This window comes from Caulobacter sp. X (assembly GCF_002742635.1).
GTDB lineage: Bacteria > Pseudomonadota > Alphaproteobacteria > Caulobacterales > Caulobacteraceae > Caulobacter.
In genome coordinates, this window is record NZ_PEGF01000001.1 from 2080877 (window position 1) to 2105969 (window position 25093).

Annotated in this window: 22 protein-coding genes; 12 read left to right on the forward strand and 10 right to left on the reverse strand. The window is 68.3% G+C overall.

Annotation, left to right across the window (positions count from 1 at the left end):
* The first annotated feature begins 35 nt into the window (after positions 1-35).
* The 3 genes from CSW60_RS09610 to CSW60_RS23120 all read left to right on the forward strand — a co-directional run bounded on the left by CSW60_RS09610 (position 36) and on the right by CSW60_RS23120 (position 2102).
* Positions 36-377 carry a hypothetical protein gene (locus CSW60_RS09610; protein WP_099537035.1) on the forward strand — a complete coding sequence of 114 codons (342 nt, stop codon included), beginning with the start codon at positions 36-38 and terminating at the stop codon, positions 375-377.
* Positions 378-768: 391 nt separating this feature from the next.
* Positions 769-1362, forward strand: a complete 594-nt coding sequence (locus CSW60_RS23115) for a hypothetical protein (protein WP_143324149.1) — start codon at positions 769-771, stop codon at positions 1360-1362.
* Positions 1363-1604: 242 nt separating this feature from the next.
* Positions 1605-2102 (forward strand): hypothetical protein, encoded by a 498-nt coding sequence (locus tag CSW60_RS23120; protein WP_143324150.1) that lies wholly within the window; start codon positions 1605-1607, stop codon positions 2100-2102.
* Here the strand turns inward: CSW60_RS23120 and CSW60_RS09620 are convergent.
* From CSW60_RS09620 to CSW60_RS09650, 7 genes are all read right to left on the reverse strand, one after another.
* Positions 2099-3352 (reverse strand): patatin-like phospholipase family protein, encoded by a 1254-nt coding sequence (locus CSW60_RS09620; RefSeq protein ID WP_099537037.1) that lies wholly within the window; start codon positions 3350-3352, stop codon positions 2099-2101. The two genes, CSW60_RS23120 and CSW60_RS09620, sit on opposite strands and share 4 nt — an antisense overlap.
* A gap of 15 nt (positions 3353-3367) precedes the next feature.
* The gene (locus CSW60_RS09625) at positions 3368-4060 is read right to left on the reverse strand and encodes a hemolysin III family protein (RefSeq protein WP_099537038.1); all 693 of its coding nucleotides are present in this window, start codon (positions 4058-4060) and stop codon (positions 3368-3370) included.
* A 119-nt stretch (positions 4061-4179) separates the two neighbouring features.
* A complete protein-coding gene (locus CSW60_RS09630) occupies positions 4180-4950 on the reverse strand; it encodes a sulfite exporter TauE/SafE family protein (RefSeq protein ID WP_099537039.1) in 771 nt (256 codons plus the stop codon).
* Between the two features lie 106 nt (positions 4951-5056).
* Positions 5057-6262, reverse strand: a complete 1206-nt coding sequence (locus CSW60_RS09635) for an OmpA family protein (RefSeq protein ID WP_099537040.1) — start codon at positions 6260-6262, stop codon at positions 5057-5059.
* A gap of 360 nt (positions 6263-6622) precedes the next feature.
* Positions 6623-7456 (reverse strand): class I SAM-dependent methyltransferase, encoded by an 834-nt coding sequence (locus tag CSW60_RS09640; protein ID WP_099537041.1) that lies wholly within the window; start codon positions 7454-7456, stop codon positions 6623-6625.
* Positions 7457-7489: 33 nt separating this feature from the next.
* Positions 7490-9280, reverse strand: a complete 1791-nt coding sequence (locus CSW60_RS09645; protein WP_099537042.1) for a cation:proton antiporter — start codon at positions 9278-9280, stop codon at positions 7490-7492.
* A gap of 20 nt (positions 9281-9300) precedes the next feature.
* Complete coding sequence (locus tag CSW60_RS09650) at positions 9301-9549, reverse strand: helix-turn-helix domain-containing protein (RefSeq protein ID WP_099537043.1); 249 nt, start codon at positions 9547-9549, stop codon at positions 9301-9303.
* A 71-nt stretch (positions 9550-9620) separates the two neighbouring features.
* On the opposite strand from CSW60_RS09650, the gene ybaL reads away from it, so the two are divergent.
* From ybaL to CSW60_RS09665, 3 genes are all read left to right on the forward strand, one after another.
* A complete protein-coding gene (gene ybaL / locus CSW60_RS09655) occupies positions 9621-11288 on the forward strand; it encodes a YbaL family putative K(+) efflux transporter (RefSeq protein ID WP_099537044.1) in 1668 nt (555 codons plus the stop codon).
* A gap of 50 nt (positions 11289-11338) precedes the next feature.
* A complete protein-coding gene (locus CSW60_RS09660; RefSeq protein WP_099537045.1) occupies positions 11339-11791 on the forward strand; it encodes a MaoC family dehydratase in 453 nt (150 codons plus the stop codon).
* Positions 11792-12001: 210 nt separating this feature from the next.
* Positions 12002-14134: a M13 family metallopeptidase gene (locus tag CSW60_RS09665; protein ID WP_099537046.1), complete on the forward strand. Its 2133-nt coding sequence runs from the start codon at positions 12002-12004 to the stop codon at positions 14132-14134.
* 70 nt (positions 14135-14204) lie between these two features.
* Here the strand turns inward: CSW60_RS09665 and CSW60_RS09670 are convergent, their stop codons facing one another.
* The gene (locus tag CSW60_RS09670) at positions 14205-14966 is read right to left on the reverse strand and encodes a hypothetical protein (RefSeq protein WP_369801017.1); all 762 of its coding nucleotides are present in this window, start codon (positions 14964-14966) and stop codon (positions 14205-14207) included.
* A 167-nt stretch (positions 14967-15133) separates the two neighbouring features.
* Between CSW60_RS09670 and CSW60_RS09675 the strand changes: the two genes are divergently transcribed.
* Together CSW60_RS09675 and CSW60_RS09680 are read left to right on the forward strand one after the other, a co-directional pair.
* On the forward strand, positions 15134-15496 hold the full coding sequence (locus tag CSW60_RS09675) for a BlaI/MecI/CopY family transcriptional regulator (protein WP_099537047.1): 363 nt from the start codon (positions 15134-15136) through the stop codon (positions 15494-15496).
* The gene (locus CSW60_RS09680) at positions 15493-16695 is read left to right on the forward strand and encodes a TonB family protein (protein ID WP_099537048.1); all 1203 of its coding nucleotides are present in this window, start codon (positions 15493-15495) and stop codon (positions 16693-16695) included. The genes CSW60_RS09675 and CSW60_RS09680 overlap by 4 nt, the downstream gene beginning before the upstream one ends.
* A 57-nt stretch (positions 16696-16752) precedes the next feature.
* On the opposite strand, the gene fabA is transcribed toward CSW60_RS09680, so the two are convergent.
* Positions 16753-17277 carry a bifunctional 3-hydroxydecanoyl-ACP dehydratase/trans-2-decenoyl-ACP isomerase gene (fabA, locus tag CSW60_RS09685; RefSeq protein WP_099537049.1) on the reverse strand — a complete coding sequence of 175 codons (525 nt, stop codon included), beginning with the start codon at positions 17275-17277 and terminating at the stop codon, positions 16753-16755.
* A 142-nt stretch (positions 17278-17419) separates the two neighbouring features.
* Between fabA and CSW60_RS09690 the strand changes: the two genes are divergently transcribed.
* The 3 genes from CSW60_RS09690 to CSW60_RS09700 are packed head-to-tail and all read left to right on the forward strand — an operon-like array spanning position 17420 to position 21617.
* Positions 17420-19105, forward strand: coding sequence for an MFS transporter (locus tag CSW60_RS09690; RefSeq protein WP_099537050.1), 1686 nt, complete (start codon positions 17420-17422; stop codon positions 19103-19105).
* The gene (locus tag CSW60_RS09695; protein WP_099537051.1) at positions 19102-20232 is read left to right on the forward strand and encodes an HlyD family secretion protein; all 1131 of its coding nucleotides are present in this window, start codon (positions 19102-19104) and stop codon (positions 20230-20232) included. Before CSW60_RS09690 ends, CSW60_RS09695 begins: the two co-directional genes overlap by 4 nt.
* On the forward strand, positions 20232-21617 hold the full coding sequence (locus CSW60_RS09700) for an efflux transporter outer membrane subunit (protein ID WP_099537052.1): 1386 nt from the start codon (positions 20232-20234) through the stop codon (positions 21615-21617). The genes CSW60_RS09695 and CSW60_RS09700 overlap by 1 nt, the downstream gene beginning before the upstream one ends.
* 9 nt (positions 21618-21626) lie before the next feature.
* Here CSW60_RS09700 and CSW60_RS23460 read toward each other — a convergent pair whose 3' ends face one another.
* Complete coding sequence (locus tag CSW60_RS23460; RefSeq protein WP_161495639.1) at positions 21627-21779, reverse strand: hypothetical protein; 153 nt, start codon at positions 21777-21779, stop codon at positions 21627-21629.
* 314 nt (positions 21780-22093) lie between these two features.
* On the opposite strand from CSW60_RS23460, the gene CSW60_RS09705 reads away from it, so the two are divergent.
* Positions 22094-25051, forward strand: coding sequence for a TonB-dependent siderophore receptor (locus CSW60_RS09705; RefSeq protein WP_099537053.1), 2958 nt, complete (start codon positions 22094-22096; stop codon positions 25049-25051).
* The last annotated feature ends 42 nt before the right edge of the window (positions 25052-25093 follow it).

Below are 25093 nucleotides of genomic sequence, written 5' to 3' on the forward strand. Positions count from 1 at the left end.
CAAGCGCCCCACCTGTCCACTGCCCCAGCGAGACCATGAGCGAGAGCGAGCCCCCGCGCCGCAAGACCCTGAGCCTCAAGAGCCCGGTCGCCGCCCCCGGCGGACCGCCGCCTCTTGAGCGCATGGTCAAGCCGTCGGCCCGCACCACCGTGTTCACGCCGTCGGCCGCCCCGCCGCCGCCAGCACCGCCCCCCGCGCCCGTCGGCGACTGGAAGTGCAAGCCGTGCGGCACGCGCTTCGACCCGCCCGCCGAGCTGGCCGACGAGGACTATGTCCGCTGCCCCTCGTGCAACGCGCGCCTGGGCCTAGCGTCCGACTTCCGCGCCGACCCGCCGAACGTCGCCAAGCTGCGCGCGCGCTGGCTGAAAAAGGCTTAAGGGGTGCTCGCTTCGCGACAAGCACTCCTATCGCGTCCCCTTCCTGATAGCTCAGGAGCAATGATGCGCTATCACTCTACGGAACGACGCCCCTACAGCGCGGAAGCCTAGCAGAGCCCGGCTCAATCTGGAGCTTTTTACGTATTGACTCCACCTAAAATTGATCGACACTCTCGATTAATCACTTAGGGAGACCAAAATGCTCAAAGCCGCAGCCGCGCTAGATGTCTTCCTAGATTATACGTATATCGATATTGGCACGCTAAATTACAACGGGCTCGATAAATCATCATACGAACAGTACGAAACTCAAGCCACATCATCAACTGTAGTTTCAGAAATCGTAATTATAGGTTGAAGACCACCTGAGTGGCCGAGCACAAACCTCCCGGTGGGGAGTATTGCTTTCGAAGACGGCTACTACGGAATTTTTCGGACGCTGCCGGATGGAACACCAAATCCCAACTTCTCGTACCAAGAGCAGAACGACCACATTATCAGCATTGATGTGAGTGCGGCCAATACACCGGCTGCGGTTCTTACGCTTCTTCGACTGGCTCCCGCCGTTGCGCTGCTCAGCTACAAGATCAGCTACATCGGCGAAACACAGCAAATCAATACCAGCTACGGCCAAGTGAGGACCGGCGAGGTCCAGTCCATATGGAATGAGATAAACATCAAAATCGTGGATAATATCGCACGAACGGCCAATGCCGATGCCGCAATGGTTTGGGGTACCCAGCCAGACGGCACCTACGGGCCTACAATGCTAATAACGCCCAATATACTGAATACATATGCCGGCCCAAGCTTCTCGGGCGATAGCGGGATTAACTACCTATTGACGCACGAGATTGGCCACATGACACCCCCCGGCAACCAAGCATTCAACACTTACTTCGGCGCCTATCTAAGCGTTGGGGGGGGCAAAATACGGTCGCAAACTGGAACAATGAGCCAGCAAACCCCTGGCGCGAGCAGGTAGAACATATAGTGAATAATATCGGCATCAATATCGCTAACTATGTCGGCCTTCCAGTATATCAAGATCCAACTTACGGGTGGTGATCAATGCTGCCCCCTACAGCCCCACAGACTGAAGTACAATTAGTTCAAGCGGCACCGCTACGGCATATCGCGCCGTCGGAACTAGGCCTAGCCGTCGAGAGCTCGAAGGCGGTCCAATATCTCGACGGCGTCGTCGTTGATGCGCCCGCGCTGCGCGGATTGAAGATCAAGACGCTCGTGCGCACGCAATCGGCTCGGCTGGAGAACGGCCGTGTGCTCCACTGGTCGGTGCGGGGCGACCTGCGCCATATCGAGAGCCTGACCTTCGCGCCGCCCGCCTCGCCAGAAGACGCCGAGCGCGCCTGGCAGGTTCCAGCGAATGCGCCTTCCGACGACGCAGCAGAAGCGGAATTCAAGGGCGGCCAGCTGCTCAGCGGCGTCGAAACACGAGGTCACTTCATCGGAGCTTGGCGATGCGGGGCGTCCAACCAGGCTCAAATCGCTATAGCGGACCCACGCCCCCAAGGCGGATGGTCGCCAGCGCGTCTTCTCGCGACAGTGAACTACCGGTTCGACTTGATCGGGTCGGAACCCATCATCCACGAACAAGGCGCGCCCATCGTGCTTGTCCGCCTCGATCCGGATGGACTGTTCCACTACGCCCGCTTCTACTGGTCCCCCACCGAGAGTATCGCGGCCAAGCCAAGCACGCCCTAAGGCTCGAGCTGTGCTCCGGCGCTGATCGGCTCTTCGCGGATCATCACGCCCGTGCCAGCCGTCGGCGAGGCGGCCAGCGGCTTCTTGAACAGGCCGCGCCACAGACTCTGCTCCTCCACCGCGCTGGTCCAGGCGGTTCCGGCCATGGCCTGTTCGACGCCGGCGTCATAGATGCCCTTCATCAGGCCGGTGTCGAACTTCATCATGTTGAAGCCCTCGAAGCTGCCCGGGATCGAGGCGACCGATAGCGGCAGGTTGTGACGCGTGCAGAAACCGGCCGCCACGCTGAGGGCCTGGCGGTACGAGAACCGCAGCATGGTGTCGAAGCTGCGGCTCATGATCGAGGCCACGCCCGGCGGGGTCGACTGGGTGGCCGGATCCAGCACCGTATTGACGATCACATGCACCCGGCCGCGCCGGAAACGGGGGCCGAGGTTGCGCCAGTGCAGCAGGGCGTCGGGCATCAGGAACAGCGGCGCGGCGACGCCGCCGTCGACATGCATCTCCTGGTGCGGCCGGCCGTCCACCTCGACGTCGATCAGCTTGGGCGGGAAGATGCCGGGCACCGAGGACGAGGCGACCAGCAGGGTGCGGAACAGCTTCAGGGCCTCCTCGCCGCCCCGGACGGCGATCTCGCCGAGATCCCAGACGACGGCCCGCTGGCTGTCGAGATTGGTCGTGGCGATCAGCAGCCGCCGGCCCTTCAGGTGTTCGGCCGCCACCGCCTCGACCATCTCGCCGTCGACGAAGGTCTCGACCAGGCGGTCCAGCGACTCGCCCTTGAAGATGCTGGGCCCAAGCGCCGAATTCAGCCGCCGCAGGCTGAGCAGCTCGGCCGCGTGGCCGCCGACATAGGCGTCGGTCAGGCGCTCGTCCCAGGCCGAGCCCAGGAAGGCCAGCGGGGCGATCAACGCGCCGGTGCTGACGCCGGTGACGATGGCGAAGCCGGGGCGGCGTCCCGCCTTGGAAAGGCCGGTCAGCACGCCCGCGCCATAGGCGCCGCCCGCCGCGCCGCCGGACAGCGCTAGAATGTTGAACTCGTCCCGGCTGAGCAGCGAGCGCATCGGCGCCAGACGATCGGCGGCCTGGCGCAGGGCGTCGTCGGCCTGGTCGACGCTGAGGCGCACGCCCGGGAAGCCGACGGCCTCGACGTGACGGTCGTTGGGCGGAGCCGGCAGCCGCTTGCCGCGCAGAGGATCGGTCCGGAAGAAGCCCTGTAGGCTGGCCTTGCCGGAAAGATCCTTGTCCACGCCGCTCTCCAGGCCTTACCGCGCGCCGGCCAGCACGACACCCACCAGCACCGCGGCGTAGTGCAGCCCCGCGCCGCCGATGACATGGCCATGCCAGATGGCGCGCCGGAACTTCAGCCGCCGCATCAGGTAGAAGATTGTGCCGGTCGAATAGACGAGGCCGCCGATGGCCAGCAGCAGCAGGGCCACCCATGACAGCCCGTCGATCATCGGCTTGATGGCGACCAGCACCAGCCAGCCCAGGGCCAGGTACAGGCCGACCCAGAAGCGCTTGTCCAGGCCCGGCAGGAACAGCTTGGCCAGCACGCCGACGCCGGCGACGGTCCACACCGCCGTGGTCATGCCGATGGCCCACCAGCCATGCAGGTTCTGGGTCGTGAAGGGCGTGTACGAGGCGGCGATCATCACGAAGATGCCCGCGTGGTCGAAGCGGCGCAGCAGCGGGCGCCAGCGGGCTTTGGCGAAGTTGTAGGCCGTCGACAGCGACAGCATCAGGATCAGGCCGACGGTGTAGATGCTGACCGCCGCGACCTGCTTGAGGTTGCCGAGCCCGAACGCCAGGCCCAGCAGGATGCCGCCGCCCAGCAGGGCGCAAGCCAGGCCCGCCAGGTGCACGATCAGGTCCGCGCACTTGGCCCCTGGCGTCGGATAATGCGTCGCCGCCGGCTCGCGCGCGACGAGGTCGGTCGTTTGGGTGGTCGTGTCCATGGCCCCGCTCTGTCCGGATGCAGTACGCCCGAACGGTAAGTTCGTTCCGTGACATATAAGCGTCGATCACTGTGGCCGCGAAAGGGCCGCGGCGACACGATCGGCCACGAAAACGCGCTTCAGGTCAAAAGGCCGCGGGCGCCGTCGAACATGAGCTTGCCGCCGACCACGACCAGCAGGACGTAGATCACCTTGTAGAAGCCCTCGGCCGGCACGCGCCGCACCAGCCAGACGCCGGCCCAGGTCGAGGCGATCGCCAGCGGCGCCAGCACGCCGGCGGTGGCCAGGACCTTGGGCGTGAACTGGCCCAGGGCGACATAGGCCGGGACCTTCATCCAGTTCACGACGGCGAAGAAGATGGCGCTGGTGCCGATGAAGGCGTCGCGCGGCAGGCGGCGCGGCAGGACGTAGATCTGGAACGGCGGACCGCCGGCGTGGGCGATCTGGCTGGTGAAGCCCGCCGCCGCGCCGCACAGAGCCCCGAACCAGGGCCGCCCCGGGGTCGCCTCGACCTGCTCGGCGACCTTGACCGCTCGCTCGGCCCACAGGCGCTGCAGGGCGAACGCGACCGAGATCACCCCCACCGCCAGCTCGACCGCCGCCTCCTTGACGAAAGCGGCCAGGGCCCAGCCCAGGAAGATGCCCGCCGCGGCGGCGGGCAGCATCAGGACCAGCAGCCCCCTGTCCCAGCTTTTCCGGAAGGCCCAGACGCTGACGACGTCCTGGATCAGCAGGATCGGCAGCACGATCGAGGCGGCCATGACCGGCGAGACCGCCAGGGCCATCAGCGGCACGGCGACCACGCCGATCCCCGCGAAGCCGCCCTTGGCCAGGCCCAGCAGGATCACGGCCGGAATGGCCACGGCGTAGAACAGCGGATCGGTCAGCATGGGGCGGTGTTACAGCCTCCGCTTCCTGGGCCCAAGACATCACGCCAAAGAGAAAGGGCCCGGCGTCGCCGCCGGGCCCTCCCAAGTCTTACAGTCGTCGTCGATCTTAGAAGTTGATCGAGATCGTCGAACGACGGTTCAGCGGTTCCTTCACGCCATCGCCGGTGGCGACGGCCGGAGCGCTTTCACCCTTCCAGTCGACGCCCAGGACGTCCTTGGCGACGCCTTGCGAGACCAGAGCGTCGGCGACGGCCTTGGCGCGGCGTTCCGACAGCTTGATGTTGTACTTCGGCGAACCCGAGGTGTCGGTGTGGCCGACAACGATGATCTTGGTCGCGTGACCATCGTTGGCGTACTTCGCGGCTTCCGTGACCACCGATTGCGCTTCCGGCGTCAGGACCGATTGGTCGAACGGGAAGTACACAATGAACTCACGCGCCTCGAAGGCCGGCGGCGGCGGAGGCGGCGGCGGCGGCGGGGGAGGCGGCGGGGGCGGAGGAGGCGGCGGCGGGGGCGGCGGCGGCGGCGGGGGAGGCGGCGGGGGCGACGCGAACGAGTAGCGCAGGCCCACGGTCACCGACTGGTCCTTGTACTGACCAGAGAAGGCGCCCGGCTGAATGCCGCTGGAACCGGTCGACTGCCAAGCATGCTCGGCGCCGGTGATGTAGCGGTAGGTGAAGTCGATCTTCAGCTTGTCGGTCGCCTTGATCGAGGCGCCGGCGATGGCCTGCCAAGCGACGGCCAGATCGTCATCGTCCACCGTCAGGTTCTGGACGGCGGCGTTCGACGCGCTGACGACGCCGACGTTGCTGAACTGACCCAGGGTCTTGACGTCGAGACGGTTGATGCCGACGCCAGCGCCGACGAACGGGTTGAACCAGGCGCCCGGCGCGAAGTCGTACAGGACGTTCGCCATCAGGGTCCAGGAATCGATCGAACCATCCGGAGCGCCGCAGGTCGGGGCTTGGAGGGTGCGGGTCACGCCCGGCGTGCAGAGGGCGGTCGGCGTGCGGACGCCAGGACCGCGGACGCCCTTCAGGTCGCCCGGACGGTAGCCGCCTTCAACTTCGGCGCGCCAGTGCGGGTTGAATTGGTAGCCCAGACGCACGAAGCCGGTCCAGTCGCTGTCCGTCTTCCACGCCCAGTGCGCGGGAACGCCGTCGACGACGGCCGCGTCCGACTCGGTCTTCAGCGATTGCGGCGAGTGATAACCAAGGTCGACCGCGCCGTACCAGCCGGTCTCTTGGGCCGAAACGCCCGACGCGGCGAACACCGCGGCCAGAGCAGCTCCCGCCAGGAGGTTGAGTTTCATTTTTGAAGAGCCCTCTATTGCCCTGCCCAGGCTCGGTAACCCGAGCCTAGCGCTGTTATACCAAGGCGAACGCCACGGGAAAGTGTCGGCGAAGACACACTCGACAGGTTTCGCCCCCCCTGATTTTTCAAGGGAAAGCTCCACAAGACCGCCCCTCAGAATCGCTTCCGAGCATGTCCGCCGGACTCCACGGATGTGAAGCGTCAGCTTTTGCTGGGTTCGCACGTGAAACGATTGCGCGCAAGGTTCGCGGACAGGAAAAGACCAAGCATTCGCAAATCGTCGCCCAAAATCCTCACTCTTCGCGATCCCCGCCGGAGCCGAGCTCAGGAAATGCGAACAGCCAGGACCGCCCCCTCGCTAGGCCTTCGCCGTCACGAGCCAGCAGGCGGACGCCATCGTCGCCGCGCCGTTCGGGGCGAGGGGAGCGAGCGCCTCCGCGACGGCGGCCTCGACCTGGCGCCGTAAACCCTCGTCCGCCGTCTTCAGGATCGGATTCAGGGGCCCGACCCGCAGGCTCATGGTCATCAGCTCGTCGAACGACAGCGGACTGGCGACGTCCAGCGGCGTGATCGCCGCCTCTCGCCAGCCGCTGGCGGCCAGGACCGTCCGGATGCGGTCTGGATCGGCGAAGGCGAAGCGGCCCGGCGCGTCCTTCTGGAAGCGCGGCGGCTCGGCGAGAAATGGCGCGGCCGCCCGCAGCGGGATCAGCGCCAGCGGGTTGTCCTCGGGCGAGCGCCACGCGGCGAAGGCTAGGCGTCCGCCCGGCTTCAGCGCCCGACGCAGGTTGGCGAAGGCGGCGACGGGATCAGGAAAGAACATCACCCCGAACCGCGAGATGACCGCATCGAACACGGGATCGAAGGCGTGGGTCTGGGCGTCGGCCAGTAGAAACTCGACGCCTTCAAGGCCGTCCTCTCCCGCCCGCCGGCGGGCCAGTTCGGTCAGGGCGCCAGAGATATCGACGCCGACCGCGCGCCCCGTCGGTCCCGTCCGCCAAGCGGCGGCGAAGGTCGTCGCGCCGGCGCCGCAGCCGACATCCAGCACCGACTCGCCATTGACCAGCTTGGCCGCCTCGACCACCGCCTCCGCGATCGGCGCCATCACCCGGTCCAGCAGCGCCTGATGCTCGACCCAGACCTGACCGGCGCGGTCCCAATAGGCCGCCATGTCGCGTTCGGCGCTCGTGCTCATCGTCTTCTCCTCGCGCCCGAAGCGGTGTGAGACCTACCGCAGCGACGCGTCCCGCAGGCGCCGGCGCTTGCCGCCCAGGGCGTCGGGGCGATTGAGCTTCTTGCGGTACTCGTCGCGGCGTTCGTGGATCGAGGCGATCACGAGGCCCATCGGCACGCCGATGTCGACCAGCACGGCTTCGGACAGCTGCAGCGAGGCCTCGATAGTCTCGGGCACCGCGTCGGTGGCGCCCAGTTCGTAGAGGCGCGCGGCGTGGCGGGCGTCGCGGGCGCGGGCGACGATCGCCAGGTCCGGACGCGCGCCGCGCGCGGCGGCGACCACCGCCTCGGCCGCCTCGGGCGCGTCCATGGTCACGACCACCGCGCGGGCGGTGGCCAGGCCGCAGCGCTCCAGCAGCTCCACGCGGGCGGCGTCGCCATAATAGATGCGGCGGTCGTCGCGGCGGCCCTGCTCGACCAGGCGCGCGTCGCGCTCGATCGCGATCCACGGCAGGTCGTGGCGGCCCAGCATGTCGCCGACCAGCTTGCCGACCCGGCCATAGCCGATCACCAGCACCTGGCCGGCCGGCTCGGGACCGACGCGATCGGGCTCGCCCGTCGGCGCTTCGTTGACCGGCGGCGGCGCGCCCTTGCGTCCCAGGCGCGCCCCCAGGGCCGCGAGGCCCGGGATCAGGAACATGGTCAGGGTCGCCGAGACCAGGACCGCCTGACCGATGGCCGGCGAGACGACCTTGGCCCCCATGGCGTTGTCCAACAGCACGAAGGCGAACTCGCCGCCGGCCGCCAGGATCAGCGCGGCCTCGATCGCCGCCTTGCGGCCCAGGCCCATCAAGAGCCCGATGCCGAACACGACGACCGCCTTGACCACCAGCAGGCCAACCGCCGTCCCCAGGATCACCGCCGGCTTGACCACCAGCAGCGACAGGTCGAGGCGGATGCCCAGCGACACGAAGAACAGGCTGAGTAGCAGGCCCTTGAACGGCTCGATCTTGACCTCGACCTCGTGGCGGTACTCGGTCTCGGCCAGCAGGATGCCGGCGACGAACGCGCCCAGCGCCATCGACAGGCCCGACATCTGACTGACCAGGCCCGCGCCGATGATCACCAGCAGGCAGGCGGCCATGAACATCTCTTCGCTCTTGGCCTTGGCGACGGACTTCAGCATCGGCCGCAGGGCCACGCGGCCAACCAGGACGATCACGCCAAGGCCCAGGGCGGCGGGCGCCAGCGACAGCAGGTCGGTGAGCTTGAAGTCGCCGTGGCCGCGTCCGACGATCGCCAGGGTGATCAGGATCGGCGCGACGGCCAGGTCCTGGAACAGCAGCACCGAGAAGGTGGCGCGGCCGCCCTCGGAATGCAGTCGCCGCCGCTCGGCCAGGACCGGCACGGCGATGGCGGTGGACGACAGGGTCAGGGCCGCGCCGATGGCCAGCGCCGCCGCCGGCGGCTGGCCCAGCAGCATGGCGCCGGCCGCCAGGACCAGCGAGCAGCCGATCACCTGGGCCGCCCCCAGGCCGAAGACCAGCTTGCGCATCAGCCGCAGCCGCTCCCACGACAGCTCCAGCCCGATCATGAACAGCAGGAAGACGACCCCGAACTCGGCCAGCTGGGCGATCTCGTCGGGCTTGTCGACGGTGACGTAGTCCAGCCAGGGCGCGGCGTGGATGAAACGGCCCAGGCCGAACGGTCCCAGGATCACCCCCGCCAGCAGATAACCCAGGATGGTGTTGATCTTCAGGCGCTTGAAGATCGGCGCGACGATGCCGGCGGTCGCCAGGAACAGGACCAGGTCCTTGTAGTTCGCCGCCGAAACCTCGTGCTCCATGCGCCCGCCCCTCGCCTCTCTTAGATTGGCCGTTTGAACCGGACGCCGGGCCCGGCCTCGTCCGCCATGATCAGGCTCACGCCGGCCGCTTCGATCGCGTCGATCAGCAGCCGTTCGGTGCTATGATGCAAGGCGTGGCGCTCGGTCTCGAAGTCCTTGACCGTGCTGCGCGAAACGCCCGCCCGGTCGGCGAGTTCTCCCTGCGACCAGTTGATCAGACCGCGGGCGGCCCGGCATTGCGCCGGAAGGAGAATTTTTGCGTGCGGCATCTAGCGGCCTCGGGCATCGTCACCCATATTGGTTGAGTACGCCCGAAAAGCATGACCGTCAAGGAGGACGTTTGCACCATACCTCGCTGATCGCCACCATCGTCGCGGGCCTGGGACTGGCCTTCGTCTTCGGCGCCGTCGCCAACCGGCTGAAGCTGCCGGTGCTGGTCGGCTATCTGCTGGCCGGGGTGCTGGTGGGGCCGTTCACGCCTGGCTACGTGGCCGATCAGGAGCTGGCCCCGCAGTTGGCCGAGATCGGCGTGATCCTCTTGATGTTCGGGGTTGGCCTGCACTTTTCGATGAAGGACCTGATGGCGGTGAAAAACATCGCCGTCCCCGGCGCGGTGGTGCAGATCGGCGCCGCGACGGCGATGGGCCTCGGCTTGGCGGTGGCCCTAGGCTGGAGCGTCGGCGCGGGCGTGGTGTTCGGCCTGGCCCTGTCGGTCGCCTCGACCGTGGTGCTGTTGCGGGCCCTGCAGGAGCGTCGGCTGATCGAGACCGGACGCGGCAAGATCGCGGTGGGCTGGCTGATCGTCGAGGACCTGGCCATGGTGCTGGCGCTCGTCTTGCTGCCGGCCCTGTCAGGCGTGCTGGGCGGCGAGGCGGCGACGACCAGCGGCGGCGGGGTGCTGGGCGCTTTCGCCCTGACCATCGGCAAGGTCGCAGCGTTCGTGGCCCTGATGCTGATCGTCGGCCGGCGGGTGATCCCCTGGATCCTGCACCGCATCGCCCACACCGGCTCGCGCGAGCTGTTCCGCCTGGGCGTGCTGGCGATCGCGCTTGGCGTGGCGTTCGGCTCGGCGGCCCTGTTCGGCGTGTCGTTCGCGCTGGGGGCCTTCTTCGCCGGCATGATCATGGCCGAGAGCGAGCTCTCCCAGCAGGCCGCCAACGAGACCCTGCCGCTGCGCGACGCCTTCGCGGTGCTGTTCTTCGTCTCGATCGGCATGCTGTTCGATCCGATGGTGCTGCTGCGCGAGCCGCTGGCCGTGCTGGCGACCCTGCTGATCATCGTGGTGGGCAAGTCGATCGCCGCCCTGATCATCGTCCGCGCCTTCAAGCGGCCGATGAGCACGGCCCTGACCATCTCGGTCAGCCTGGCCCAGATCGGCGAGTTTTCCTTCATCCTGGCGGGCCTGGGCGTGTCGCTGAAGCTGCTGCCCGAGGCCGGCCGCGACCTCGTGCTGGCCGGCGCCATCCTGTCGATCCTGGTCAACCCGCTTCTGTTCGCCATCCTCGACAAGGTCTTGCCGGGCATGATCGCCAAGGAGGCCAAGGCCCGGGGCGAGGCTCCCCCGGCCTCGGCCGCCGCCCAGCCGCACGCGGTGCTGGTGGGCTACGGCCGGGTCGGCAAGGCCGTGGCCGAGGGCCTGAAGGGCCGCACGCCGCTGGTCGTGATCGAGGACGACGTCGAGCGCGCCGAGGACCTGCGCCGCGCCGGCTTCGAGACCGTCGGCGGCAACGCCGTGAAGGCCGAGGTTCTGCTCCAGGCGGGACTCGACAAGGCCACCCACCTGTTCGTCGCCGTGCCCAACCCGTTCGAGGCCGCGCGGATCATCGAACAAGCCCGCGCCGCCAATCCGAAAGCCCTGATCGTCGCCCGCGCCTATACGGACAACGACGTCGCCCTGCTCAAGCAGATGGGCGCCGCCCACGCCCTGATCGGCGAGGAGGAAATCGCCAAGGGCATGCTGGCCAGAGCGCCGCGCAAAGCGGCGGCGGCCACGGCCGGCGGCCACTGAGGATGTGAATTTTGCTGGTCATGACGCCCCTCGCCCGCTAACGCGGCGTCATGATCCAGCCACACGCCTCGGGCGGCTACATCCTTGAAGAACTGTCGGTCGGCATGACGGCCGAGAAGCACGTGACCGTCACCGAGGAGCGCATCGGCCTGTTCGCCGAGGCGTCGGACGACTTCAACCCCGTCCATATCGACGAGGCCTACGCCGCCAAGACCGCCTACCGCGGCCGGATCGCCCACGGGCTGCTGTCGGCCTCGTTCGGCTCGGCCGTGGTCGGAACGATCCTGCCGGGCGCCGGCTCGATCTATCTGTCGCAGACCCTGGCCTTCCATCGGCCGGTGCGGATCGGCGACGTCGTCACCGCCCGCGCCACCGTCGCGGCGATCGACGAGGTCAGCGCCCGGGTCACCCTGCGTTGCGAGGCCCTGGTCGGCGAGGACCTGATCATGGACGGCGAGGCGATCGTCCGCGTCCCCCGCCGCCGGCGCCCCGCCAAGGCCTGACGCTCTCCCCGGATTGGGGCGCCCAGGGGCAAAAGTTTCCGTAACGACGATCGTCGGAATCCCTGTCGACGCGAACGCCCGCGCGAGCGTGGCGGGCGCCGCATATCCATGCGAAGACCGGCTATCGCCGAACATGAACTTTTTTTAAGGGAGCAAAAATTTCACCCCGTTGCAGATTGCCGCCGGCTCACACCAACGGATGCGATTTCCATGAAAAGAGTTTTGTTCGGCGCTGCGGCGATTGCGGCCCTGTCTCTGTCGGCTTTCGGGGCGCAGGCCCACGAACAGCACGCCTGCATCGACGACGCCTGCGTGATGCAGTCCATCCTGCCCTTCGCCCCCAATGGCGCGGCCGAGGGCGCCGCCGCTGGCGACGCGACGTCGCTGGAGTCCCCGCGCTACGGGACCTGGGGCTTTGATATCTCGGGCATGGACACCACCGCCAAGCCCGGCGACGACTTCTACAAGTTCGCCAATGGGACGTGGGACGCCAAGACGGTGATCCCTTCGGACCGGACCCGCTACGGCAACTTCGACAAGCTGGCCGAACTCTCCGAACTCCGCACCCGCGCGATCATCGAGTCCGCCGCCGCCGACAAGGCCGCCACCGGCGAGAAGGCCAAGATCGGCGCCGCCTATCGCGCCTTCATGGACGAGGCCACGATCGAGAAGCTGGACTCCAAGCCGATCCAGCCGTGGCTGGACGGCGTCAAGAAGGTCAAGACCAAGGACGAGTTCACCGCCCTGATGGGCAAGAGCTCGACCACGCCCTACGCCGACCTGATCAGCCTGGGCATCTCGGTCGACGCCAAGAACCCGCAGCGCTACGCCGTCTACGCCGGCACCGGCGGCACCAGCCTGCCCGACCGTGACTACTATCTGGACGCCAAGTTCGCCGACAAGAAGGCCGCCTACCTGGTCTATGTCGAGAAGATGCTGACCCTGGCCGGCTGGCCCAAGCCCGCCGAGAACGCCAAGGCGGTCGTCGATTTCGAGACCAAGCTGGCCGAGGCCTCGTGGACCCGCGTCGAGCGCCGCAACCGCGACAAGACCTACAATCCCGCCACCCTGGCCGAGCTGCAGGCGATGACGCCGGGTTACGACTGGAACCGCTACCTGGTCGGAACCGAGCTGCCGAAGCTGGACCGCGTCATCGTCACGACCAACACCTCGTTCCCCAAGTACGCCAAGATCTACGCGGAAACCCCGCTGGAGACCCTGAAGGCCTGGCAGGCGTTCAAGGTGACCGACGGCGCCGCCCCGATGCTGTCCAAGCGCTTCGCCGACGCCCAGTTCGAGTTCCGCAACAAGACCCTGGCCGGCCAGCCCGAGCAGCGTCCGCGCTGGAAGCGCGCCGTCGCCCAGGTCAACGGCATGCTGGGCGAGGCGGTCGGCAAGGAATATGTCGCCGCCTACTTCCCGCCGGAGTCCAAGGCCAAGATGCTGTCGCTGGTCGGCGACATCCGCACCGCCCTGAAGACCCGCATCGACAACCTCGACTGGATGGGCGCCGAGACCAAGGTCAAGGCCCAGGACAAGCTCAGCAAGTTCACCGTCAAGATCGGCTATCCCGACAAGTGGCGCGACTACTCCAAGCTGGAGATCAAGGAAGACGACGCCTACGGCAACATGATCCGCACCGGCGCGTGGGACTACCGCCACGACGTCGAGCGCCTGAACCAGCCGGTCGACAAGACCGAGTGGGGCATGACCCCGCAGACGGTCAACGCCTACTACAACTCGGTCAACAATGAGATCGTGTTCCCGGCCGCCATCCTGCAGGCGCCGTTCTTCCACCCGGACGCCGATCCGGCCATCAACTACGGCGGCATCGGCGGCGTGATCGGCCACGAGATCGGCCACGGCTTCGACGACCAGGGCCGCAAGTCCGACGGCGACGGCGTGCTGCGCGACTGGTGGACGGCGGAAGACGCCGCCAAGTTCAACGCCCAGGCCGACAAGCTGGGCGCCCAGTACTCGGCGTTCGAGCCCTTCCCGGGCGTGCACGTCAACGGCAAGCTGACCATGGGCGAGAACATCGGCGACATGGCCGGCCTGACCCTGGCGCTCGAGGCCTATCACGTCTCGCTGCACGGCCAGCCGGCCCCGGTGCTGGACGGCTTCACCGGCGACCAGCGCATCTATCTGGGCTGGGCCCAGGTGTGGCGCGGCAAGTCGCGCGAAGACGCCCTGAAGCAGCAGATCGCCAGCGATCCGCACTCGCCGGGCTACTATCGCGTCAACGGCACCATCCGGAACCAGCCCGGCTGGTACTCGGCCTTCGACGTCAAGCCGGGCGACAAGCTGTACGTCGCGCCGGAAGACCGCGTGAAGATCTGGTAGTCTCCAGAGCCTGACGCGTTGCGCTAGAGGGCCGGTGAGCGATCACCGGCCCTTTTCCGTTTCAGGCTCTTTAGAAGGGCGGCTTGGGGAAGGCCCGGCCGTCCGCCTGGGCGGCCGGCGCGCCCTTGACCGCATTGGCGTAGATCGCGTCTCCAGTCGGCGACAGGGCCAGGACGCGCGCGCCGATCAGGGACGCGGCCAGCACGCCGAGCGTCCACAGCCAGGCCGGATGCGGCCGCCCCCGGACCCGCCAATCGCGCGCCAGGCCGATCAGCGGGAAGATCACCGCCGCCCCGGCCGCGACCTCGAACGCGTAGGGCTTGAGGAACGGCAGCGGCAGGATGCGGCCAAGGCCCGGCCCCATCAGCATCGTGAACGCTCCGACCTGCAGGCGCATGTGCCAGTCGCGGTTGCGCCGCAGGGCGACGGCGGCGACGAACAGGCCGACCGCGCCCAGCAGGGTGGCCGGATTGGCGACCACGAAGTGCTGCGGCTGGAAGAAGAACGGCGTGCGGCCGGCGCGCACCGCCGCCAGGGTCACCAGCGGTCCCAGAACGATCAGCGCCAACATCCAGACCAGCGCCAGCCCGCCCAGCGTCCGGTGCAGGCGCAGAGCCCCGCCGCTCGCCAGCCAGGCCTGGGCGACGACGATCGCCACCCAGCCCATGAACGTCACCGCGTGCAGGTGCACGATCAACGGCGCGCCGAAGCTCGACCGCCCCATGGCCAGTTGCAGGACAAAGCCCGCGACCTCGACCACGGCCATGACCGTGATCAGGTTTCGAAGGAACGCCAGGTCGTTCGGCGGCGTCCGGATTTCGGTGGTGCTCATGCATGTCCCCCGCGCTGCGCGGCCCCCCTCGGGCCAATTCATCTGGCATATCATCGTTATGCCGACTCGGGGGTCATGATTTGGCGACATCGTCGAACACCGGTTGACGACTTCGATGACAAGTGTCAACGTCGACTCGTTGACAACTGTCATCGAGAGGATGCGGTATGAAGATCAGCGCGGCCGAGAGCGTGGTCATGGAGGCTCTGTGGCGGCGGGGAACGCTGACCTCCGAGGCGATCATGGCCGAGGTGTGCGAGCCCCAGGGCTGGACCGAGGGCACCGTGAAGGTGCTGATCAGCCGCCTCGTCAAGAAGAAGGCGCTGGCCGCCCGGGCCGAGGGGCGGCGTTATCACTACTCGCCCCTGCTGACCCGCGAGGCCTATGTCGGCGCCGAGAGCCAGGGCCTGCTGGATCGCCTGTTCGACGGGCGTCTGGCTCCGCTGGTCATGCATTTTTCCCAGAGCGACAAGCTTAGCGACCAAGACATCGCCGAGCTGAAGGCCCTGGTCGAAAGGATCGGCAAATGAGCGCCGGCGTCCTTTCCGAGATCATCGGCGCCAACCTCGCCCTGGCGACCGGCGTCGCGGGCGTGATGGTCCTGCGCGGACCGGTCCGTCGACGCCTGGGGGCGCTGGCCGCCTATCTGCTGTGGCTGACGCCGCCGCTCTGCGCCCTGGCGGCGCTGTCGCCCGCGCCGATCAAGGCCGCGCCCCTGGCCCCGATCGTCGTGTCGACCAGTCAGGCAATCCGCGACGCTGTCCCCGCGGCCTTGGCGAGCCAGGCCGCGACCACCCTGACCTTGCTGACGTGGGCGCTCGGCGCGATCGCCATGGCGACCGCCTTCGCGATCCGCCAGGTCCGGTTCACGCGCTCGATGGGGCCGCTGACGCCGCACGCCCAGGATCCCAGCCTGCTGCAGGGCCGCCATGTCGGGTCCGGCCCCATGGTGCTGGCCAGTCCCTGGCCGCGCATTGTCGTCCCGGCGGACTTCGACGTCCGCTTCAAGGGCGAGGCGCGCGACCTGGTCCTGGCGCATGAGCGCGTCCACCTCGAACGCGGCGACGCCCTGATCAACGCCCTGGTCGCGGCGGCGCAATGCCTGGCCTGGTTCAACCCGCTGGTCCACCTGGGCGCCCATCGCCTGCGCCTGGATCAGGAGATGGCTTGCGACGAGGCCGTGCTCGCCCGCCGCCCGCAAGCCCGCCGGCTGTACGCGGAAACCCTGCTCGACACGCTTCTTGTTCCCCGCGTCGTTCCGTTCGGCTGCCATTGGCCGGCCGGTGGCGCTCATCCCCTGAAGGAGAGACTGGTCATGCTGAACATCCCCGCCAGAAGCCCCGCGCGGAAGGCCGCCGGCCTCGCCCTGGCCGCGCTCGTCGGCCTCGCCGGCGCCGGCGCGGTCTGGGCCGCGGAAGCGCGCCCGGCGCACGCGATCGTCAAGCCCGACTGGGCGGCCAAGCCCACCGCCGACGACCTGGCGCGGTTCTACCCGGCCGGCGCCGTCGCGGCGAACGCCGGCGGCCGAGCCACCATCGACTGCCGAGTCACCGTCGAAGGCCGGCTGACCAAGTGCAAGGTCCTGCAGGAGAGCCCCGGCGATCTCGGCTTCGGGGCGGCCGCCCTGCAACTGGCCGAAACCTTCCAGATGCGGCCCAAGACCCTGGACGGGAAGCCTGTCGCGGGCGGCCAAGTCACGATCCCGATCGTCTTCGCGCCGAAGACCTGACGGTCGATGGACCGACTAACGCCAAGGCCGCCGGGACGCCGGCGGCCCTTTTCGTTCTTATCCGGCGATCATGCCGACCTTGAGATCGGTGGCGGTGTAGACGCATTCGCCATCCGCCAGGAGGCGACCATTGGCCAGGCCCAGGGCCAGCTTGCCGCGTCGGACCTGCCGCAGGCTGATCTCGTAGCGCACCACCTTGACCTCGGGCGTGACGTGGCCGCGAAACTTCACCTCGCCCACGCCGATGGCGCGGCCCTTGCCGGGGGATCCGGACCAGCCCAGCCAGTAGCCGATCACCTGCCACATCGCGTCCAGCCCCAGACACCCCGGCATCACCGGGTCGCCGATGAAGTGGCAGCCGAAGAACCAGAGATCCGGCGTGATATCCAGCTCGGCGGCGACGAAACCCTTGCCGAACTCGCCGCCGTCCAGGCTGATCTGCGTGATCCGGTCCATCATCAGCATCGGCGGCGCCGGCAATTGCGCATTGCCTGGCCCGAAATAGCCGCCCAGGCCTGATTTCAGCAGATCCGCCTTGTCATAGAGATCCTTTGGCGCGTGAAAGTCGTGCGGGTTCGCCAAGACAGTCTCCCCCCGTGTACATTTTCGACGCCTAGCTGCCGATACGCTCGGCGGCCCGTCAAGGTTGAGACGTCATGGCCGCAGACTAAACCTTGCCGCGCACGCGCCGCGCGGTAAAAGACCGGCTCACAGTCGAGGCCCCATGCCCCAGCACGGCCAACAGATCGGACAGACGCCGGACTGGCTTCCGCACGAGCGGCCCTTCCTGCCCGGCTCGCCGTCGACGCCGCATTTCCCGACGCGCTTCCGGATCATCCACGGACTGATCAGCCTGTTGATCGGGGTGACCGGCTCGCTGGGCCAGGCGCTGGTCCAGGTCAACCTGCCCGCCATCCAGGGCTCGCTGGGCCTGACCCCGACCCAGGGCGCGTGGCTGACCACCGTCTACATCATGACCAACATCTCGATGAACCTCTTGCTGGTGAAGTACCGCCAGCAGTTCGGCATCCGCCGGTTCGCCCTGGTGTTTCTCAGCCTCTACACGGTGGCGGCCTTCGCCCACCTGGCGCTCGACAACTTCGCCATGGCCCTGATCCTGCGGGCGATCAGCGGCGTCGGCGCGGCGGCCCTGACGGCCCTGGCCATGTTCTACATGCTGCAGGCCTTTCCCGCCTCGTTCCGGATCGGCGCCCTGGTGCTGGGCGTCGGAGTCTCGCAGCTGGGCTCCCCCCTCGCGCGCGTGATCTCGACCAGCCTGCTGGACGCGGCCTACTGGCACGGCCTCTATGCGCTGGAGGCCAGCCTGGCGGCCCTGTGCCTGGCCGCCGTCTGGCTGTTCCGTCTGCCGATCGGCGTCCGCATCCATGTGTTCGAGGGCGTCGACGCCCTCAGCTTCGCCCTGCTGGGCGGCGGCATGGGCCTGATCGTCGCCGTGCTGGGCCTGGGGCGCATCGTCTGGTGGTTCGAGGCGCCGTGGATCGGCTGGTGTCTGATCGCCGCCGTCCTGCTGCTGGTCGCGGGCGGCGCGCTCGAGCATCGCCGCGCGCACCCGCTGATCGACACCCGCTGGGTCGCCACCGGAGTGTTCCTGCGCTTCTGCCTGAACGTCGCCCTGGTGCGGGTCATCCTGTCGGAGCAGACCGTCGGGGCGGCGGGCCTGATGCAGGCTCTCGGCTTCGCGGCCGAGCAGCAGCGCCTGCTGTACGCCATCGTCCTGGCCGCCACCGCCGCCGGCCTGGTGGTCAGCGCCGCGACCCTGACCCAGAAGACCCTGCCGGCGCAGTTCCTGGGCTCGATCCTGCTGATCGCCATCGCCGCCTTCCTGGACGCGCGATCGACGCCCCAGACGGGACCGGCCGAGCTCTATTTCAGCCAGGCCCTGCTGGCCTTCGCCGCGACCATGTTCCTGGGCCCGTCGTTCATGTTCGGCATCGGCCAGTTGCTGACCCGAGGCCTAGGCTCGATCATCACCTTCTCGGTGATGTTCGGCGTGGCGCAGAACCTAGGCGGTCTGTTCGGCGCGGCCATGCTGGGCACCCTGCAGACCGTGCGGACCCAGCAGCACGCCGTGGGCCTGGCCGAGCGCCTGACCGGCGCGGATCCCGCCGTCGCGGCGACGCTGCAGGCCTATGGCGGCGTCTACGCCTCGACCCAGACCGACCCGGCGCTGCGCGCCGCCGACGCCAGCGTGCTGCTGACCCAGCAGGTGCAGCAGCAGGCCAGCATCCTGGCCTTCAACGACGTCTTCCTGGTGATCGGCGTCGCGGCCCTGCTCCAGTTTCTCTACGCCGGCTTCCTGTTCGCGCGTTTGGCCTTGCGCATGAAGGCTCAGGCCGGCGCCGCGCCCGCCGCGCCAGCTTCCACCATTCCAGCCCGAGAGACCGCATGACCGACGCGACCTCCCCGCCGCCCGGCCCCGCGCCCCAGCCCGAAGACCGCGCCGCATCGGCCGCGGCCCCGCCGGCCCGGCCCAAGCCGCCGAGCGCCTATGCGATCCTGATCACCGCGGCCGTCACCCTGACCGTGATCCTGCTGATCCTGTTCCTGTGGAAGCTTCCGCCGTTCGGGGGCTCGGTGGAGCGGACCGACAACGCCTATGTCCGCGGCCAGGTCACCGTCGTGGCGCCGCAACTGAGCGGCTATGTCGTCAAGGTCATGGCCCAGGACTTCCAGACCGTGCGCAAGGGCCAGCCGCTGTTCGAGATCGACCAGCGCATCTACGCCCAGCGCGTCGACCAGGCCCGCGCCACCCTGGCCGCGCGAGAGGCGGACCTCGCCAACTCGACCCAGGCCCAGGCCTCGCGCGAGGCCGCTCTCAAGAGCCGCGAGGCCGACATCGGCTCGGCCCAGGCCCAGGTCGAGCGGGCCCGCGCCGACATGGCCCGCGTCGCCGACCTCGCCACCGACGGCTCGGTGTCCTTGCGGGAACGCGACCAGGCCCGCGCCGCGCTGCGCGCCGCCGAGGCGACGCTGGCCTCCGCCAAGGCCGGCCGCGAGATCGCCCGCCAGGACATCCGTTCGGTCGGCGTGTCGCGCGAAGGCCTGCAAGCCGCCGTCGCCGCCGCCAAGGCCGCCCTGCGCCTGGCCGAGATCGACCTTTCCAACACCATCGTCGCCGCCCCCGCCGACGGCCAGCTGGGTCAGGTCGGCGTGCGCCAGGGCCAGTGGGTGACCGCCGGCAGCCAGCTGGTTTCGCTGGTCCCGCCGCAGCGTTGGGTGATCGCCAACTTCAAGGAGCGCCAGGCCGGCCGGATGAGTCCGGGCCAGACGGCCAGCGTCACCGTCGACGCCCTGGGCGACCAGCGCTTCACGGGGCGCGTCGAGCAGGTCTCGCCCGCCACCGGCTCGGAATTCAGCATCCTGCCGCCGCAGAACGCCACGGGCAATTTCACCAAGATCGCCCAGCGCCTGCCGGTGCGCATTGTGCTCGACGCCGGGCAGAAGGACCTGGCCCGCCTGCGTCCGGGCATGTCGGTGCAGGCCGAGGTCGACACCGCCGGCAAGGGCCGCCGCTGATGCGCCGCGCCCTGATCGGCCTGGTCAGCCTTGGCGCGCTGGCCGCCTGCGCGACGCCGGGGCCCAAGACCGCCCCGCCGCCCTCGGCCGCCGTCGCGCCGCCGGCGACCTGGCGCGCCGATGCGCCGTCGTCCCAGGACGCGGCCGCCGCCGAGTGGTGGAAGGCGTTCGGCGATCCGCGCCTGTCGGACCTGGTCGCCGCCGCCCTGGCCTACAACGCCGACCTCGGCGCGGCCGAGGCGCGGGTGCGCGAAGCCGAGGCGCAGAGCCTGTTGGCCAGCGCCACCCTCCTGCCCTCGGTCAACCTCTCGGCGGGGGTGGTGAAGCAACATACGATCAACGCGTTCGGTCGACCCAGCACGACCCTGACGACCCAACCCCAGGTTCAGGTCGCCTACGAGGTCGATCTCTGGGGCCGGGTGCGGGCGGCCGACGCCGCCGCGCGCGCCAGCCTGCAGGCCAGCCGCGACGCCCGCGACGCGGCGCGTTTGTCGGTCTCCGCCGCCGTCGCGCGATCCTATGTGGCGCTGCTGTCGCTGGACGCCCAGCTGACCACCGCCCGCGCCACCCTGGCCTCGCGCCAAGAGTCCGCCGTCCGGGCTCGCCGTCGCGCCCAGGGGGGCGTGACCTCCGATCTGGAGCTCCGCCAGGCCGAAGCCGAGCTGGAGGCCGCCGCCCAACGGGTACCAGCCCTGGAGCTGGCGATCCGCCGCCAGGAGGGAGCCCTGGCCCTGCTGGTCGGCCAGACCGCGCAGCCGATCGCACGCGGGACGCTGGCCGCCCTCGTCATCCCGCAGCCGGGCGCGCCCCTGCCGTCGACGCTGCTGAACCGGCGCCCCGACATCGCCCAGGCCGAGGCGACCCTGGCCGCCTCCGACGCCAGCCTGGCGGCCGCCCGCGCGGCCTTCCTACCCCAGGTCCGCCTGTCGGCGGCAGGCGGCGGACTTTCCGTCCAGCACGTGGATTCCATCACCGCCTGGAGCCTCGGCGCCAGCGCGCTCGCCCCGATCTTCGACGGCGGCCGCCTGCGCGCGCAGTCCGACGCCGCCGCGGCCCGCCGCGACCAGGCCGCCTTCGCCTATCGCAAGGCCGTGCTGACCGCGTTCAGCGAGGTCGAGAGCGCGCTTGAGGGCACCGGCCGCCTGGCCGAGCAGGAAGCCGCCGCCGTGCGCCAGCGCGCCGCCGCCGCCTCGGCCCTGAACCACGCGCGCAAGCGTTATCAGGCGGGCTATGTCGCTTATCTGGAGGAGTTGGACGCCCAGCGCGGCCTGCTGGCCACGGACCTGGCGCTGTCACAGGTTCGCGAGGCCCGGCTGCAGAACGCCGTGGCGCTGTACCAGGCCCTGGGCGGCGGGTGGACGGAGACGAAACCCGCCCAACACTAGGTCTTGGCGTTAGGCCGCCATGGGCGGCGTGCCGCCGCCCAGCGGAATGGCCTCGTATTCCTTGAGAAGCTGCTCGAGCGTCTCGCGCAGTTCCGGATCGCATTCGCGTTTCAGCTTCGCCCGGAACAGCTCGATATTCTTGCGGCGAATGAACTCGTCCATGGCCATCCTCCCAGAGCCGTCCCCAAGCCCGGGCAGAATGACCCCAGATTCCGGGACGCGCGCTGCGGCCCGACGCCGCAGGCCGGGGCGACATCATCATAGATCAGGTCGGAACACCGCCCTCCGGCGGCCAATCTGACCCAAGAGTGCGCGGAAGATGTCACAGCCGGCGCAAATATGACGGTTTGGCGGCGAAAATATTGCGGTTACTTCTTGAAAGAGCTTCGTTAGGCCAACGCGAAACGTCGCGTGCGAGTTGAGTCGCCTGCGCGCGCAGCACCGCAAGCTTCACTATTGAGGGGCCAGTTCATTTCATGCTGAACCAACGAGGACGTCTTCTAGCCTCCACGATCATCGCCGGCTTGGCGACTAGCGCCGCCTTGCCGGCGCTGGCCCAGACGGCGGCGCCCGCGGGCGCTTCTGCGCAGGACAGCGCGGAGGTCGAGGCCGTGGTGGTGACCGGCTCGCGCATCAAGCGCTCGGCCTTCAACAGCCCGGACCCCATCCAGGTCATTTCCGCCGAGCAAGGTCAGCTGCGCGGCATCGCCTCGGCGACCGGCCTGCTGCAGTCCTCGACGATCGCGTCGGGTTCGCCGCAGGTTACTTCGGACATCTCCAGCGCCTTCGTCACCGACGGCGGTCCCGGTTCGGAGACCGTGTCGCTGCGCGGCCTGGGCCCCAACCGCACCCTCGTCCTGCTGAACGGCCGACGCGCCGGCCCCGCCGGCACGCGCGGCGGCGTCTCGGCCTTCGACCTGAACGTCCTGCCGCTGTCGGTGATCGACCACGTCGACATCCTGAAGGACGGCGCCTCGTCGATCTATGGTTCGGACGCCGTGGCGGGCGTGGTGAACATCATCACCAAGCGCAACACCGACGGCATCGACGCCTCGATGTTCTACAGCCAGCCGCAGAAGCACGGCGGCGAGCAGTATTCGGCCAGCGCCAGCTTCGCCAAGACGTTCGACCGCGGCTTCTTCAGCCTGTCGTACGAGTACTTCAAGAAGGCCGAGCAGACGCGCGGCCAGCGCAGCTACACCAACTGCGGCCGTCAGTACATCACCGACTCTAACGGCAAGCGGAAGGACACGATCGATCCGCGCACCGGCCAGATCCAGTGCCAGGACCTGCTGTACGATCAGATCTGGCTGTACGACGCCAGCTTCTCGGGCCTGGCCGGCAAGCTGCAGTACGACTACACCGGCAAGATCGGCGGCCTGATCCCTCGCGCCCCGGCGGGCGGCGGCTATCCGGGCGCGCCGGCGGGCTTCTACGTGGTCGGCTACAGCGACGACCCGTCCGCGCCGGACCGCGGCGTGCTGGACTATAACAGCCCCTTCAACCTGGCGACGTCGCTGAGCCCGCGCACCGAGCGCAACACGGTGTTCGCCCAGGGCGCCTTCAAGATCAACGACAGCATCGAGGCCTATGGCGAGGCGCTGCTGAACCGCCGCGCCACCAAGACCAATGGCTATCGTCAGTTCTGGAGCTATTTCTACACCGAGACCGGCGGCCCCAACACCGGCGCCGATCCGTTCAGCGTGGGCTTCAGCGGCGACTACATCCTGTCGCCGACCCCGGTCACCAACCACGCCCGCGACGGCCAGCGCGTCGACTACCAGCGCTATGTCGGCGGCCTGCGCGGCGACTTCGGGTCCATCGACTTCCTGAAGGGCTGGGACTGGGACATCTTCACCCAGTACAGCCACAGCAAGGGCCTCTATTCGCAGGACGTGATCCTGAACGACGCCGTCCAGAGCAACGCCTTCCGCACCGGTTCGTGCGTTGGCACGGTGACGCCGATCAGCAAGAGGCAGTGCGTCGACGTCGCCTGGGTGTCGCCTGACTTCCTGGCCGGCAAGTACACGCCCGAGGAAGAGGCGTTCCTGTTCGACACCGAAACCGGCAAGACCGTCTACAAGCAGCTGGTCTTCGAAGGCTCGGTGTCGGGCAACCTGTTCAAGCTGCCCGCCGGCGACGTGGGCATGGCCTTGGGCTTCCACTATCGCAAGGACTCGATCAACGACACGCCCGGCCCGATCACCCTGGCCGGCAACATCTGGAACTCGTCGGTCGCCGGCGTCACCAAGGGCGACGACCTGGCGCGCGAAGTGTACGGCGAACTCAGCATCCCGATCTTCCGCGACATGTTCCTGGCCAAGAACGTCGAGCTGTCGCTGTCGGGCCGTCACACCAAGGTCAATTCCTACGGCGAGGACGACACCTACAAGATCGGCCTGAACTGGCAGATCGTCCCGTCGCTGCGCCTGCGCGCCACCCGGGGCACCTCGTTCCGCGCTCCTGCGCTGTTCGAGCTGTACAAGAACGCCCAGACGGCGTTCGTGAACCAGCGCTCGGTCGATCCGTGCATCCGCTGGGGTCAGAACCTGGCCCAGGGGAACATCACCCAGCGCGTCGCCGACAACTGCCGAGCGTCGGGCGTTCCGGACACCTATACGGGCGCCGGCGCCAGCGTCACCGTCGTCTCGTCGGGCGGCAAGGGCCTGCTCGAAGCCGAGACGTCGCTGGCCAAGACCTATGGCGTCATCTGGACACCGAAGTTCGCGGACCTGCAGCTGGCCGTCGACTATTTCGACATCAACGTGAAGAACGAGGTGACCCAGCTCGGCGCGGCGACCATCGTGGGCCAGTGCCTGAAGTCGCTGAACTTCCCGAACGACAAGCTGTGCAGCCTGTTCACCCGGAACCCGGGTTCGCACCTGATCACCAACATCACCAACAACTACATCAATATCGCCCAGCAGATTAACCGCGGCATCGACCTGACGGTCCGCTACGGCCAAGACCTGCCCTGGGACGTGAAGATGGTGACCGAGCTGCAGTCGACCTGGCAGTTGAAGGACACCGAGGCCAAGTTCGCCGACACGATCATCGATCAGAACGGCTTCGTCGGCGACCCCGACTGGACCGGCCAGCTGAACATCAGCTTCCAGAAGGGCGACTGGACCGGCTTCTGGGGCATCGACATGATCGGCAAGGCCTCGGACGCCGAGACCGAGCGCGACCGCAACGTCGCCGGCACCACCTTCTACAAGATCCACACCGAGTTCACGGCCTATCACAACGTGTCGCTGCGGCGGGACCTTGAGGACTGGTCGATCACGGGCGGCGTCTCGAACCTGTTCGACGAACACCCTCCGGCGCTCACGCTCAGCCAGGGCAAGTACGAAACGGTGGGGACCTCGGTGCAGTCCTCGCAGTACGACTACCTGGGCCGTCGCGTCTTCGTGAACATCAAGGCGCACTTCTAAGCGCCACACGATCCTCTAAGATCACGGCGGCGGAGCGATCCG